This is a genomic window from Allotamlana fucoidanivorans (assembly GCF_045788535.1).
Lineage (GTDB): Bacteria > Bacteroidota > Bacteroidia > Flavobacteriales > Flavobacteriaceae > Allotamlana > Allotamlana fucoidanivorans.
The window spans coordinates 1,572,350-1,588,825 of sequence record NZ_CP074074.1 but is presented as its reverse complement, the minus strand read 5'-3'; the positions used below and the strand labels follow the sequence as shown (position 1 = coordinate 1,588,825).

Annotated in this window: 10 protein-coding genes; 1 reads left to right on the top strand and 9 read right to left on the bottom strand. The window is 35.4% G+C overall.

Annotation, left to right across the window (positions count from 1 at the left end; genetic code table 11):
• Positions 1–11 precede the first annotated feature (11 nt).
• Genes KFZ70_RS07280 through msrB form a run of 3 tightly spaced genes read right to left on the bottom strand, consistent with a single transcriptional unit; the run spans position 12 to position 2,558 of the window.
• Entirely contained in the window at positions 12–1,574 is a 1,563-nt protein-coding gene (locus tag KFZ70_RS07280; protein ID WP_139695601.1) for a YdiU family protein, read from the bottom strand.
• Positions 1,571–2,107 (bottom strand): peptide-methionine (S)-S-oxide reductase MsrA, encoded by a 537-nt coding sequence (gene msrA, locus KFZ70_RS07275; RefSeq protein WP_139695603.1) that lies wholly within the window; start codon positions 2,105–2,107, stop codon positions 1,571–1,573. Before msrA ends, KFZ70_RS07280 begins: the two co-directional genes overlap by 4 nt.
• Positions 2,100–2,558 carry a peptide-methionine (R)-S-oxide reductase MsrB gene (gene msrB, locus KFZ70_RS07270; protein WP_139695605.1) on the bottom strand — a complete coding sequence of 153 codons (459 nt, stop codon included), beginning with the start codon at positions 2,556–2,558 and terminating at the stop codon, positions 2,100–2,102. Before msrB ends, msrA begins: the two co-directional genes overlap by 8 nt.
• Positions 2,559–2,709: 151 nt before the next feature.
• On the opposite strand from msrB, the gene KFZ70_RS07265 reads away from it, so the two are divergent.
• Positions 2,710–3,981 (top strand): Pycsar system effector family protein, encoded by a 1,272-nt coding sequence (locus KFZ70_RS07265; RefSeq protein ID WP_139695607.1) that lies wholly within the window; start codon positions 2,710–2,712, stop codon positions 3,979–3,981.
• Here the strand turns inward: KFZ70_RS07265 and KFZ70_RS07260 are convergent.
• From KFZ70_RS07260 to KFZ70_RS07235, 6 genes are all read right to left on the bottom strand, one after another.
• A complete protein-coding gene (locus tag KFZ70_RS07260; RefSeq protein WP_139695609.1) occupies positions 3,978–6,359 on the bottom strand; it encodes a GAF domain-containing protein in 2,382 nt (793 codons plus the stop codon). The genes KFZ70_RS07265 and KFZ70_RS07260 overlap by 4 nt on opposite strands.
• A gap of 149 nt (positions 6,360–6,508) precedes the next feature.
• Positions 6,509–8,161 (bottom strand): alpha-amylase family glycosyl hydrolase, encoded by a 1,653-nt coding sequence (locus KFZ70_RS07255; protein ID WP_139695611.1) that lies wholly within the window; start codon positions 8,159–8,161, stop codon positions 6,509–6,511.
• A 1-nt stretch (position 8,162) separates the two neighbouring features.
• The gene (locus KFZ70_RS07250) at positions 8,163–10,046 is read right to left on the bottom strand and encodes an alpha-amylase family glycosyl hydrolase (RefSeq protein ID WP_139695613.1); all 1,884 of its coding nucleotides are present in this window, start codon (positions 10,044–10,046) and stop codon (positions 8,163–8,165) included.
• 2 nt (positions 10,047–10,048) lie between these two features.
• Entirely contained in the window at positions 10,049–12,436 is a 2,388-nt protein-coding gene (locus KFZ70_RS07245; protein ID WP_139695615.1) for a TIM-barrel domain-containing protein, read from the bottom strand.
• On the bottom strand, positions 12,437–14,497 hold the full coding sequence (locus tag KFZ70_RS07240; protein ID WP_139695617.1) for an alpha/beta hydrolase: 2,061 nt from the start codon (positions 14,495–14,497) through the stop codon (positions 12,437–12,439). It abuts the gene before it with no gap.
• A gap of 18 nt (positions 14,498–14,515) precedes the next feature.
• A complete protein-coding gene (locus KFZ70_RS07235; RefSeq protein ID WP_233244022.1) occupies positions 14,516–16,360 on the bottom strand; it encodes a glycoside hydrolase family 13 protein in 1,845 nt (614 codons plus the stop codon).
• Positions 16,361–16,476: the final 116 nt, after the last annotated feature.

Here is a 16,476-nt window from a genome sequence, read left to right as displayed (position 1 = left end):
TAATACAACGTTTATGAACTACACGAAAGCATAGAACAGCCCACCTTATGTCTGGCCCACTCAGGTCGTTTCGCAAACCATTTTTCCTGTTTATACTGCTCATCATAAGGATACTTTAATAATTGAAACAACTCATCTATTAACGCGTAATTCCCTTTATCGGCTTCATCAATAGCTAACTGCGCCATGTAATTTCTTAAAACGTACTTAGGATTCACTTTATTCATACCCTTAGCCCTTGCTTCATCTGAAACAGACTCCTCCAGCAAACGGTTAGCATAGGCCTCAAACCACGCTGACCATCTTGTTTTAACCTCATGAGAAAGTTCTTTAGGAGTGTAAAATGCTTCTTCTATGAGCGGTAACCCTTCATGTGGATTACACTTTTTGAAACGTCCTAAACATCTAAAAAAAATCGTCATATCTGTTTCTGTGAGACACAAAATATCCTCTAAATCTTGAACTAATAGTTTATCTTTTGTTCTTTCTACTTGCAGTCCTAATTTTTCCCGCATCATCTTCAAGGAAGCGTCTTCAAAATCAACCTTATATTGATTTAGAATAGCCTCCAATGCTGGAGCATCTTCAATTAATGGATATAGGGCATTGGCTAACTGCAACAAATTCCACAACCCTATGTTAGGCTGATTACCATATCGGTATCTTTTATACTGACTATCTGTAGTATTGGGTGTCCAACCAAAATCAAAGCCTTCTAGCCAACCATACGGCCCATAATCTATGGTTAAGCCTAAAACCGACATATTATCGGTATTCATAACTCCATGAACAAACCCAACACGCTGCCAATGTATAATCATACCTAACGTGCGTTGGGTAACCTCATTAAAAAACTTCAAATACGTTTCTTTATTAGGTATTCCTAAATGTGAAAAATGGTGCTTTATAGTATAATCTACCAAGGTTCTCAAATTTTCAACATCCTGTCTTGCAGCAAAAATTTGATAGTTTCCAAAACGTAAAAATGATGGTGCTACTCTACAAACAATAGCTCCTTTTTCATAGGTTGGATTGCCATCATACATCACATCTCTCAAAACCCGATCACCAGACAAAACCAATGACAATGCTCTAGTTGTTGGCACCCCTAAATGATACATGGCTTCACTACACAAATACTCTCGAATGGAAGAACGCAATACGGCCAAGCCATCTGCAGAGCGAGAATACGGTGTTTCTCCTGCCCCCTTTAACTGCAACATCCAGCTTTTTGCTTCATGTGCTACTTCAAATAAATTAATAGCTCGTCCGTCACCTAGTTGTCCTGCCCAATTTCCAAATTGATGTCCGCCATAGCACATCGCATAAGGCCTTGTATTTGGCCATATTTCATTTCCAGAAAACACCTTTAAAAACAGATTAGACGTACTATCTTCTTTGGATATCCCTAAGTTTTCAAGCATTTCAGGTGCCACATGAATCAACTCTGGCCTTGTCGTTTTTTTTGGTGTTACATATGAAAAACAAGCATTAAAAACCTGCCGCCTCGAATTTTCAAGATGTGTATCAGCAGGCAACTCTAAATTAAACTTATCTTTTATATTTAGTTTCATGATTGTAATTTTTCGGCGTGCATGCTTCTAAGCTTTGCAAGTTTTGGTGTAATAACAAAACTACAATACCCCTGTGTTTGATTATTTAGGTAGTAATTTTGATGATAATCTTCAGCTTCATAAAAAACCTCTAGAGGACTAATTTCTGTTACAATAGGCTCATTAAAATGAGGTTTCAGCTCTTCAAGAACATGTTCAGCCACGGCTTTTTGTTCATTATCATGATAAAAAATCACCGATCTGTACTGCGTACCTTTATCGGCACCCTGTCTGTTTAAGGTTGTAGGGTCATGTGTTGTCATAAAAATTACTAAAAGATCATAATATGAAATCACGTCTGGACAAAAGGTAATCTGAACAACCTCAGCGTGTCCCGTTAAACCAGAACAAACCTCTTTATATGTGGGATGCCCTGGTACTTGACCTCCCGAATATCCAGAAACCACACTATTTACACCTTTTACCTCTTGAAAAACGGCTTCAGTACACCAAAAACAACCGCCTCCAAAAGTGGCTTGCACCTTGTTACTCATCTTTATCTTCCTTTATTAAACGCAACGCACTTGAATTAATACAATAACGCAACCCGCTAGGTTCAGGTCCATCAGGAAACACATGCCCTAAATGTGCATCACAACTATTACACATCACTTCAACACGCATCATCCCATAAGAATTGTCTTTTTCATATTTAATAGCGTTTTCTTTTATAGGTTGTGTAAAGCTTGGCCAACCTGTACCTGACCCAAACTTTATACTAGAATCAAACAAAGGTGTATCACAACATATACAATTATATTTCCCAGCATCATAGGTAGAACACAAAGCGCCTGTATGCGGGCGTTCAGTACCCTTTAGCCTTGTAATTCTAAACTGTTCTGGCGTTAATATTGCCTTCCATTGTGCAGGAGATTTTTCAACCCGTTGGTCTGGTTCTGCATTACCATTTACTGAAAATCTTACAATATCTTTCCAAGTTAACATAACTAAAATTATTACAGATATAATATACCTAAATATCTTGAATAGTAAAAGTAGTCGTTATTTTTCCAAATTCCTTATGACTTAGCATAAAGTATGAATTCTGATAATTTTGTTATATTTTAGACCATGTGTACCAAATAAACTACTATTTATGTCCAAATTGATTGAAAATACAGAACGTTTCGTGTTTGACCTGTTTAAAAACGAACTCGATGCTTCTTTTATTTATCACAATCTTACGCATACCCAAAGAGTGGTAAAAAGTGTTCGAGAGATTATTGAAAACACCGATATTAGTAAAGAGGATGCTGAGGCTCTTGAGCTAGCCGCATTACTTCACGATACAGGCTACACAAAAACCATAGAAGAACATGAAGCTGAAAGTGTTAAAATAGCCTCCAAATTTTTAGAAGAACAAAAAGCAGACAAACCGTTAATTGACAAGGTAGCACAATGCATTTTAGCCACCAAGTTTAAGGGGGTTCCAGACAGTGAACTTGGTAAAATCATGCGAGATGCTGATGCCTCTCATTTTGGAAAAAAATATTTTCCTGAAGCCAGTGAGTTTTTAAGAAAAGAACTAGAAATTCAAGGCATTGCAAATTATACCCCTACAGAATGGCTTAATGAGAACATAAACGTACTCACTAAAAAACACGAGTATTTTACAGACTATGCCCTTAAAAATTGGCAGCCCACAAAAGAAAAAAACCTTGCCAAACTTTTAAAATCAAAAAAGAAAAAGAAAAGTAGACTAAAAAAAGAAGAGATAAAGGCAAAGTATAAAGCACAATACAAAAATGAAAGCCCCGAACGTGGTATTCAAACCTTTTACCGTGTAGCACTAAGAAATCACACAAAACTAAGTGATATTGCAGATACCAAAGCCAATATTTTACTTTCTGTTAATGCTATTATTATATCCTTGGTTTTATCTAACTTAATTTCAAAACTAGATTCAAACACTTACCTGATATACCCAACAGCTATTTTTACTTTTTCTTGCGTTGTATCTATGGTGCTTTCCATCATAGCAACAAGACCTAATGTAACAAGCGGAGAGTTCACAAAAGAAGATGTTGCTAATAAAGATGTAAACCTCACTTTTTTTGGAAACTTTCATAAAATGAAATTGAATGAGTTTGAATGGGCTGTTAAAGAACTCATTCAAGACAAAGACTATGTGTATAATTCACTCACTAAAGACTTGTACTTTTTAGGTAAGGTTTTAGAACGTAAGTACAGAATATTGCGTTATACGTATACCATTTTTATGATTGGCATGATAATATCTGTTATTGCCTTTGGAATTGCTTTAAAAAAGAACGGTGCTGAATTAAAAGATGTTTTACCCGAAGAATCTCCTATATCTGATAATTTTCAACCATTAACACAGAATAACATAAAAGTTTACAACCTTTAATGTTTTAATTCTTTCATAAGGTCTTCATAAGTGTAAAAAGATTTATTGTCATCTTCTTCTCTATGATACAGTACACTTACCCGAATAGCCTTTAATCCTGTTACACCTTGAAGATCTTGAAGTTCAACAATTTCAACATCATCATCTAAATAATGTTTTGATTGTAAAAACTCCACATACCTTAAATACTCTTGTTCATCTGCCTTTTGTGAATACACAATAGTAATTTTACCTTTTTGTGTTACACGCTCTTCTGTGTTTTTTATGAAAGCCTTATCTACCCGCTTTTTTACTATTTCATATCGCGCGTTATAGGTACCATCAACGTCAAACTGCTTTTCATCCATTCTAAACCTAATGGATAGTGGCTGATTAAACACTAAAATCATGGACGCTACATCTAAAGATATTGGATATTTGTGCTGTGTGTTATAGTATTCATTTTCCATTTCACACATCACCTGAAGCTGCCAAAGCCTTAAATTATAAAGATACACTTGATTAAAACCATCTCTTTTGGTTATACTTTCACCAATGTACATATTATGCTCAACACCATCTGTTTTGTAACGTTCAAAATAATGCGGATACATGGTTTGAGCCTCTATCTGTTTTTCATCTAAAAGGGCAGACATGTTTTTATTTATCCGCATGATGGTTTCGTCGTAGTTTTTTCTATAAAAATAAATTAAGCCTAAATCTTCATCTAGCTTACTCATATAATCTTCTATTTCAGGCTTCAATTTTACATTTTTTCCAAGCTGAAATTTAAGTAACGGATCTATTTCCTTTTTCAAGAAAGCAACTACAGTGTGTTCACTATCTACTTTAAAATTGGTTTTCAATTCTTTACTATATTGGTTTAGCTGAAATTGTAATTGCTCATAAATAGGCAATGCCTCATGATCTACAATATCCTTCATGATTTTCTCTAATAACGATAATTGAAGCAGCAGGTCTTTTTGTGTTGCTAAATTCCTTGCCTCAGAAGACCCCTTTACATCAATTTGTCCGTAAAGCGGATATACATTTTCAAAAACAACAGACTGGAAAGATGCTTTTTTACCTAATGTTGCTTTATCTTTAAGAAACTGTTTAGCAGCATCAACAAATTTCCAATAAACACTAGTGTGAATAGAGGTACATTCCTGCTGAATTACAGCTTCAATTAAATTTTCTTTTGCTTTTATTGAGCGCTCAAAAGCAGCCGATATAAAAGGCATAACATCATTCAACTTATTGGCATTAACACTATTTAAGCGTTTCGGTTCTGTTGAAACTAACTCAAGAAGCCCCATAAGTCCTTCTTCATTTGATATGGGCACTAAAATAGCACTTCCAAAACCTTGTTTGTGCAAGGCATTAATATGTGGCGCACGCCCTTTACTTATTTTATGCTGCTCTTTTATGTCTGATATAGAATAGAATTTCTGCTGATTTATAATTCTGTTATATGACCAATCACAAAGCGCCTCGGTACATCCTAAGAGTTCTTTGTCTTGGAGCAGAAAACTTTTTATATTGTAGATATTAAGATCTTCAAAAATGCCTTCTTCCTTTGAATATAAGCAAAAACCAATGTTTAAATCTCTAAAACCAAAAAGCGAACGAAACACTTCTTCAAATTCATTCATAAAATGTTCTTCGTCGCTGCTATCTTCATCGATTAAATACGACTTGATTTGAGAAATAGCTTGATCATCAGTTACACTAAACATATTAGAAATAACAAACCCATTAAACTGGTAGCTGTTTGGCGGAAACTTTTCCTTCCAAAGTTCTATATTTTCAAAATTATCAAGTAACTCAAAATAATCCTCCTTGGTTATTTTCTTTGCCTCATTTGTAGCTACGATCTCACAGAAATCGGCATTATATAAAATTTTATAATACTGAAGCACACCATTGGCATCAGGTATTTCGTAATAAAAAGGTCTTTTAAACGTTATATTATACCCGTAACACACATTAAGAATTACGGTACAAGCAATAATATATAACTCATCATTTGGTAAGCTTTTCATCTCAAGTTCATAGCCATCACCTGCTTGACTTATAATACTTTTAAAACGCTCTGAACTATTAAACACAAAATTATGAAACGGCACTGATGCCGCTTTTATCTCATTTTTTGTTAATAAGGGAGAGAAAGTATCTTGTAAGATGATTTCTATTTCTTTCTTTCTTGTTTTTAAAATAGTTACATCTCTAAAACCTGCCTTTAACTCAGGGTAAACCTGTGCTATATCTAAAATACGTTTCGCCTTAGATTTTACGAACACATCGTCACTTTTTAACAACACCTCATACGCTTCAAACAGTTTTTTGAAGCTTATTTTCAATTCTAAAGGTGATTCAATACACTCGTTGATATCCATGTTATGTAATTGCTTGTAATACAAATTTAGTAAATATTGGGTTAGTCGATATTTGTACGACTTCTTAACATGGCATTTGTTACATAAAAAAAAAGGACTTTCCTCATCGAAAAATCCTTTCTCTTTTAATTTTTTCAAAGACCAAAAAACTAAATACGCTCTAAAAGTATCAGGTTAAATGGTGTATTTAAACGTATTTTGTCATCATCAACAGTAACCTCAACTCCAGAATAGGCATCGCGTAACACATCACCCTGTTTAAACACATCTGAAATATTAACTTCCTTTTCACCTTTAGCCATTCCTAAACCAATCAAGACTAAATCATTATAGTTATCTTTTGAAAATTGTCTTGAAAAAATAAACGGATCCTTACTTAATTCATTATGAATACCTGCTCCAACCGCTGGATGATTGGCTCTAAACTTACCCAGTTTTTGCCAGTGCTGCAGTATTTGTTTGGTTTCAGCGTCTTGCTTTATAGCCTCCCAATTCATGAAGGAACGCAGTTTTGCATCACCTTTTGCACCTTCAACGTCTAACACTCTTGCCGACTCATCTCCGTAGTAAACTTGCGACATTCCTGGACATAACAATAGTTTTATAGCGGACTCATAAGGTTTCTCTCTTTTAGCGTCATAAGGGGAACCATCGTCATGAGAACTTAAATAATTTAACACCGTATACCCTTTTAAGTCGCCATGTAACACATCTGAATAATTTTGAAACACATGTGCCGTTGTTTCTTGTGCCGCCTTCCATTTCAATTCAAAATTAATCAGGCTGTTAAAGGCATTATCGTAGTAATTGATGCGTTTACCTCCATTATTAAAGGCTTTTTTATCACTTAAGTTATAGTTGTAAACCTCGCCAACAAGAAAAAACTCATTATCATCTAGCACACCCTCTGGATGATTGTTTTTGAATGTTGCAAACGCCGCATCACATACTTTTTTAAACTCCTGCCAAACATAATCTTCTGTGTGCTTAACGGTATCTACCCTATACCCATCAATGCCAAACTCTACAATATAATCAGACAGCCATTTCATTATATAAAATCTTGGCGCCTTTGGGTATCCCGTCCTTTTAAAAAAAGCATCTAGCTCTTCTAGTTCTTCCTCATATCTACCTTCCTTTTTCCATTTTTCTAATAATTGCGGCGGTAAGTTTACAGCTTCATTACTTTCGGTTCTAATATCTGGAAGGTTTTCTACCAAAGTACAGGTTACTGTACTTTCGTACGTTTCATAATTACAGGTAGGTTCGGTGCGTACCCATTCATTAGGCCACACCGAATCTTGATCTGTAACGGGTCCTGTATGGTTTATAACTGCATCAAGTAATACCCTGATACCTTGCTGATGAGCCACATCAATCAATTCATGTAAATCTTCTTTGGTTCCAAAATTAGGATCAAGGCTTGTCCAATCACTTGCCCAGTAGCCATGAAACCCATAACTTAACCCTGTGCCTTCATCTGTTCCGCCTTGAATTTGTTCTACTAAAGGCGTCATCCAAATAGCATTGATTCCTAAATCTGAAAAATAACCCTCTTTTATTTTTTGAATGACCCCTTTTAGATCGCCTCCTTCAAAACCTCGCAAAACAGCCGTGGAGTCCGTTCTATTAAAGTTCACATCATTAGACGCATCTCCATTATTAAAGCGATCGGTTAATAAAAAATAGACATTTGCGCCTTCCCAAATAAAAGGCTGTATTTTTGGCTTAGGCGCCTTGTGTTGACAGCTAAAAAGCATAAAAACACCTAATAATACTAAGAAGATTTTAGCTCGTTTCATATTATTTGCTCAGCTTAAGAATAAATGACTCAAGCGGTTTAATATCTATACGAACACGTGCCTGATTCCCTGTAACTTTTAACGTTGATGTGTACGTTTTATAAAGTTGGTCTTTTAGAACATATTTACCATCTGTCAACTGCCACTCCTGTACAATTTCCTCTGGTAAGCCTAATTCAAATCCGAATGTATCATGAGTGTCAAAATTTGAAATAATAATTAATTTTTCATCTTCGCTCCACCTCACAAAAGACAATACTTTGTCATTATACCACTCAGTGTAGTGCTCATTAAACAATTGAATATCGGCATAGTTGCCCATCAAAGCTTCACTATGTATAGTAAAGTTTAGTAATCGTTTATAAAAATCTCTTAACGCTTTTTCTTCTTTGGTAAGTTGACCGCCATCAAACTTTTTATCATTGACCCAACGTTGATGTGCTGGCACACCTACATAATCAAAAATAGATGTTCTGGTTGCTGAACCAAACCCTGCATTTTCAGAAGCATCTTCACCAACTTCTTGACCAAAATATATCATAGTTGGCGCTGTTGAAGACGTTGCAGAAACCACCATAGCTGGTTTCCCTTTATCTGCATTACCGGCAAAATCAGGACTAGCAATACGCTGTTCGTCATGATTTTCTAAAAAATGAAGCATATGATGTTCAATATCAGCAAGCTCATTCAGAATTGGAGGAATATTAGTGGTTTTACCATGACCTTGCATGACATGTTTTAACGTATCATAAAGCTGTACTTTATCATACAAATAATCCATTTTCCCTTTTCTTATATAGTCTCTATATAACCACGGGTTATAAACTTCAGCCAGTAAAAAGGCTTCTGGATTTTTCATTTTTATAGCCGAGTTCATGAAACTCCAAAATTCAACAGGTACCATTTCAGCCATATCATACCTAAAGCCATCAACACCCTTAGCAACCCAATACAGTGCTATATCTCTAAATTTAATCCATGAATTCGGCACTTTTTTATTTTTCCAAAACTCAAAATGCGCTTTATAATCTTTAGTATCAAAGTCCTCTGGTAAGGTATCAAAATCTTTATGACCTTCTGGAGACACCCCGTAATTTACTTTTATAGTTTCGTACCAATCATTCACATCTGGTTTTGAGGCTCTCGAGCCATTGCCTGTCCATTTAGCTGGCGTCTCTTCAAATATACCATCAATCAAAGGGTGCTTTTCGCCACCTAAGGGCTTATTGTTATCGTGCCAATCTGGCAACTGAAACGATTCGCCCGGATTGTAGTAAAAATTATTATCTACATGATAAGTCACACTAGTATCATCATCTTCTCCAAAATCTTTTACACCTTTAGGTTTCGTAATACTCGCATAATTTCTGGCCACATGATTTGGCACAATATCAATAATAACCTTTAAACCAGCTTTATGAGAACGCTCTATTAAGCTTTGAAATTCTTCTAATCGGTTTTCAACATTCTCAGCTAAATCCGGATTTACGTTATAATAATCTTTTACGGCATAAGGTGAACCAGCTCTTCCTTTTACTACCTCTGGATCATCATTTGAAATACCATATGCAGTATAATCTCTAATAACCCCATGGTGTGGCACACCTGTATACCAAATATGAGTAACCCCTAAATTCTTAATTTCCTTTAAGGCTTTCATTGAAAAATCATTAAACTTTCCAACGCCATTTTCTTCAATAGTGCCCCAAGGTTTATTGGTGGTATTGGTATTCCCGAATAATCTTGTAAAAACCTGATAGACTACTTCCTTTTTCTTAACATCTTTCATTGTTAAATTCGTATTAACGTTCAACTCATTTTTAGTTTCCTTACAAGCAAAGAAACAGCTAAATAGTACTACGAATATAATTTTTACTAATTTCATTTTCACAGTTTTATTTGAATATCTTTTATTTCATTTGTTTTCCAAACCAATGTCATCGTCAAACTTTTTGATGAGGCGTTCCATTTAAAGCGCTTTTTTTCTCCTTCAACAAAAACGCCTTTTGGTTCGTTTTGAATATTATGCACAACAAACTCTAACTTCTTTTTACTTGCTTTTTCAGCGTTTCCGATTTCAGCATGCCATGTAAACTCTAAAAACTCACCTGAATAAGCTGCCTTATATGTTACTATTTCATACAATCCTTTTTTAAAGGCATTAGGTGTTGTTCCATCGTCATTATAATAAGCTCTCGAGCTATTCTTAACGGAATCGGCATGATAATAATGCAGTTGTAATGTATTTGCATTATATGATTCTGTACTCTGCATTGGTAATGCCATAGGAATAAAAGCGCCTGCTCGCACAAAAGTGGGAATGCTTCTTGTTTGAACTGCTATAGATTTGGTTTGTCCACCGCTATACAATGTATTGGTATAAAAATCAAACCATGTATTATTTTTAGGAAAATAAACATTTTGCGCTTGCTGACCTGGCTTTAAAATTGGTGCCACTAAAAAATCATGTCCCCACAAATAGGTTTCTGAGTAGTCTTGAAGTTCTTTATTATCAGGCTCTTCAAAAAACAACGGACGCATGAGTGGTTTTCCAAACTGGTTATTTTCATAAACCAAGTTATAATTATACGGCAAAAGTTTATACCGTAATTCAATAGCTTCTTTAGCCAGAGCCTTAGCACTGTTACTTCTAAACACAGGCTCACTAGCCACTTCTTCCTGAGCATGTGGTCTGTATATAGGCTGAAAAACACCATACTGTAACCAACGTGTATACAATTCATCATCTAGATTAGCGCCTGCAAATCCACCCAAATCTGAATGCATATAGGCTAAGCCCTGCATACTCATTTGTAGAGCGATTTCTGGTTGACTTTGTAAACCTCCCCAAGTTCTATTAACATCACCAGACCAAGGCACAAGACCGTAACGCTGTGCTCCAGAATACCCAGCGCGCATGAGTATAAACGGACGCTTTTCAGGGAAATCTCTTTGATACCCTTCTAATACTAGGCGTGCCCAATCGCTTCCATAAATATTATGCACCTCATCAGCCGTTCCTGTAGCATGAAGTAAATCTGACGGATGAACCTCAGGTTCTCCTAAATCACCCCAAATACCCTCTACACCTTTACTAATGATAGCATCACGATAAATATTCCAAAACCATTTTTCGCCTTCGGGTTTATAAATATCAATCAATCCCGTATTCCCGAAAAAGAAGTCATAGGTGTATGGATTCCCTAACGAATCTTTTGCCAAAACTTCTTTAGCCACGGCATCATCCCATCGCTTAGAAGTTGTTAAAACAAAAGGCTCTGTAATAACCACGGTTTTTACATTGTTTCGTTTCAACTTTCTTACCATGCCAACAAAATCAGGAAATGAATCTTTATAGACTTCAAGATTTCCCATAGTTCCTTGCACATCTTTTCCAAACCAATACAAGTCTAAAATAATAGCATCCACGGGAATCTTTTCTTTTCTAAACTTATGGATTGTCATTTCTGTTTCCTTTTGAGAATGATATCCAAATCGACTAGAAAAATTCCCCAAAGCCCATCGTGGTAGCATGGGTTGTTTTCCTGTAAGATTGGTATAACTACTGGTAATATCATACCAGGAATCTCCCGCTATGATTTGGTAGGTCTTTCTTCCTGAAATGGTTTCATAAGTCAAGGTATTGTTGTCATGACTATCTAAATCTAAATATCCAATAGGCGCATTATCAAAATGAACCATATATCGTTTTGAAGACATTACAATGGGTAAAGTAAAATTCATGAGTTCACTGTGATCTTCATAACCATAGTGTGCGCGGTTATAAAGCTGCAAGCGATACCCTCGGCGATTCATACCTAAGGCACGGGCACCGCCACCATACAATACTTCATCGTCTGTCAAATTAAAGGCTAAGGTTTCAAACTCATCTGTCTTCACATAGCCTTCTTCTTCAGAAAGCAGTGGTTTTCCCTCATACTGGTACGAGATTTGAAAGGGTGCTTTTTGAATAGCAACATGTATGCCTTTTGAAGAAAAGCTAAGTTTATTTTCAAACTCCTCTAAGGCAACCTTTACCCTTTCAGGATTCATAACAACAGCATGTGAGCTTTTAATTTTTGTTTCTGAAAGTGGTACAAAAGTGGTTTCTACAATTTTTGGTGTGTAAAACTGAACATAATAAGTACCATCACTCACAGTAATCTCTAAAACCTCATTTTGATTTACCTTTGCGCTTTTAAATACCCGATTTTCATTTTGAGTAAACCCAAAAACACAGACAAACAGGGCTAATACAACTAATCTTAATTTCATCTACTTTTTTAATAAATATGTTAATGGAATATGTAAACGTTTGTTCCAAGCGCTCTCTGTATGATCTGCACCCTGGAACTTAAAATTTTCATATTGCGGTTTGGTATAGCCGTTTGGTTTTAAAATATTTTCAACCTGTAAAGCATACTGCAGATAATGCTTATCAAGGGTTTCTGTGCCATAATCGAAATACAGACGATGGGTTTTGGGATTGGGCAAATGCGTTTCCATATAATTAAGAATGGCATGAGGCACGGTTGAAAACGTATCTGAAACTGGTACTACTCCAGGCCAATGCGTTGAGAGACATGCCGCCGCACCAAATACATTTGGATACTCACAGATAGCATACATAGACATTAAACCACCCATACTTGATCCAGCTACAAATGTATTTTCAAGATTGGTGTAGGTTGAAAATTGTTCATCAACAAGTGGCTTGAGTTCTTGAACTATAAATCGTAAATAGTTATCACCATGTAAAGCTTTATCAGAGTTGGGATCAGCTTTTAATGCCAAGGCCTTTTTTTGAATATCTGGGCTTAAGTTTTTAAAGACTTTCTGAGGAAATAAATCCTGCCAACGCAAGTTTTTTATATTATGGATGCCTACTATAATAAAATCTTTTACAACCCCTTTATTCAACAGTTTTGTAGCCACCTTATCTACTTTCCATGCTTGTTTGTTCCAAGTACTGGCGGGGTCAAAAAGCATTTGTCCATCATGCATATATAATACCGCATATTTTTTATCTTCGGAATAGTTTTCAGGAAGCCAAACATCAACAGGTCTTGACACTATATACTTTGAGGTATACCCCTCTAATCGCATTAAACTCCCATTTGATACATTAATGCCCCTATACGGCTTAAATGTCATGGTGGTTTCTGGCATATTGAACAACCATTTAATAGCTGTTTCAAATTCATTTTTCCAAAACGATTCACTATGAGTGCCTTCAGGAGTTATTTTCATTTTTAGATTTTGCCTGTTAAAACCTTGGTTAATTAAAAGCGTATACATTTTAGTGACATGGGTCTCCATATCACTAGACTCTTTACCACCCCCTAAAAGATACACCTTAGACTTGTTAGCTGCATGAGCTCGTTTGGTTGTAAAATCATAAACCTGATTAAAATACCAAAACGAGGGTGAAAACACAGCCGATTTACCAAACACACCGGGTCTTTCAAACGCTGCATAATGTGCAAACAAACCACCCATTGAAGCTCCTATAATAGCGGTGTTTTCAGGATTTGATTTTGTTCGAAATGTATGATCTATTTCTGACTTAAGTGTATTTACTAAAAAATCTAAATAGCCTTTAGCCTCACCTTTTCCATGACGTTCTGCATCCCAAGGGGCATACTCACTCAGTCTTTTATCATTTCCATGATCGACAGCCACCACAATTAAACCAAAACCCAATTTTTCATATAATTTATTAAGGGTTTCGTCAACTTCCCATTCCCCACTATAAGATGTTTTTATATCAAAAACATTTTGTCCGTCTTGCAGATATAACACAGGGTAGTAATTGGTTGAACTTTCATAATTTGGAGGTAAATACACAGTAATTTTTCGCGTTCTTTTTAATTGAGGTATGTTATAATTTTCAGCAAACACAGTGACATTTGCAGCCGCTGTAGAAGAATTAACATGTCCCGAATCCTGCCAATTCACTATATGGATATTTACAGTATCATTTAATTTATTAAAGGAATAAACCCTATTTTCTATGGGATTACCATCTGACGCGCATTCTACTGAATTCCAATCGCCTTTGGTGAACTTAAAACTAATGTGTTCCTTGTATTTTGGTACTGTAATTTGATACTGATTCCGTAATTTTTTAAGTTTAAATAGATTGCGCCCACCTGACCAACCTTCAAAATTGCCTGAAATAAACAAATCATTGTTAAAATCATGACTTTCAGGCAAGCCCTTAACAATAAAAGTTACAAGTTCATCACCAAGTATAGGATTGTCTTTATCGTTTTTTTTGCCAAAACACGACCATAAAAACAGAGCACTACATACTAAAACACACCATCTATACATGGTTTTAAATCTATTTTATTAATTCAATTTTGTTGTTAAAATCACGCTTCCTTTTTGAGTAAGTTCTAAAACATCTTTCCACACCAATTCTTCTGAAGTTATTATATTTTTAAAGGTTTTACCCGATACGTTCATTTCTTTAAAACGTTTTAACTCTAAAGAAACAGGAGCTTCATTTTTGTTAATGATATGCATAACTATTTCGTCTTCAAAAACTCTAAACAGCACATAAACACCATTTTCAGGTGAAAAATGAACAGTTTTCCCATTATGAATGGCTTTACTGTTTTTTCTATAATTCAGTATTTGTTTTAGAAAATATTGCATGCCTTTTTGTGTTTCAGTTAAGCCTTCGCCGGTAAAGGCATTAACAGTATCACCATCCCATCCTCCTGGAAAATCTGTTCTTACCAAACCATGATCTCCAGGATTTTTGAAGTCATCCATCAATATCTCTGTTCCATAATAAATTTGAGGTATTCTTGGTATGACTAACAAATAGCTTACGGCCATTTTTGTGTTTGCTACATCACCTTTGAGTTGTGTATAAATGCGACTCATATCATGATTATCTGGAAAAACCATCAAATCTTGGGCGCTCGTATAATGGAAGTCATTGGCTAAACCTTCATATATTTTAATTAAACCTTCATTCCAGTTATCAGCTTCATTAAGACCGCTAACTACAGTGGCCTGCATGGCAAAATCCATTGGAGATCTTAAATTAGACTCATACCCATCATGGTTTTTAGCACCTCTTTGCCAATACCCTATGATAAGCGGGTTGTAACTCCATTCTTCACCTACAATGCTAAAGTTTGGATACTCATTCATAATGGTTCCTGCCCAAACACTCATAAATTCCTTATCTGGATACGGATAGGTATCTTGACGAATGCCTCCAAGGTTACATGCTTCTATCCACCAAATGCTATTTTGAATAATATATTTGGCCATAAACGGATTACGCTGATTCAAATCTGGCATGGTTTCAACAAACCACCCTTTTACCATACCGTCTTTATCTGAACTTGCCGCATACGGATCTTGATTGGTTGTTCTTTTATGATTAGAGCGCTTTGTTATTTCTGAATTCCAGTTATCCTTGTTTTTTTCGTAATTTTTCTGATAATTTACCCAATCTTTAAACGGCAAATCTTTCATCCACCAATGCTCTAAACCGCAATGGTTGGCCACCTGATCAATGATTAATTTCATCCCACGTTTAGCCATTTGATCTGATAGCAACTTATAGTCTTGAAATGTTCCGTAACGCGGATCAATTTCATAATAATCTGTAATGGCGTAACCATGATATGACCCTGATGCCATATTATTTGTTAACAACGGACTAGACCAAATGGCCGTAAAACCCAAATCATCAATATAATCAAGATGATTAATAATTCCTTGAATATCACCCCCATGACGCGCATAATCATCAGATCTATCAATGGTTTTTTCAAGCAAAGTCTCTACAATATCGTTTTCAGGATTACCATTGGCAAATCGATCTGGTGTTATCAAATAAATGGCATCACTGCTATCAAAGCCCTGATACGCTTCAGCCAAGCGTTCTCTTTGTTTGAGTTCATACTTGTAAGTGAGTGTTTCTTTTCCTTTTTGATTAAAAACAATATCAAAGAACCCGGGTTTGGTAGATGCATGAATATTTAAATCGATAAACATATAATTGGGGCTATCAGCTTTATGAATGTTTTCAATAGTAACACCCTCATGGTTTATAACTGGCGTAGCCAATGAAATATCTGGATGATGCACTAGTAACTGAAGTGAGGTATCTTTAAAACCAATCCACCAGTAAGCTGGTTCAACACGATTAATTTGTGAATTTACAGTCATACTAAAAAGAAATAAGGTTAGAATAACACATATAGGATGTCGTTTTAACAATAACGTATTTGTTTCATATTTCATGATTCCTTTTATTTTCTATTAATCTTAATAAGGTTTTTTAG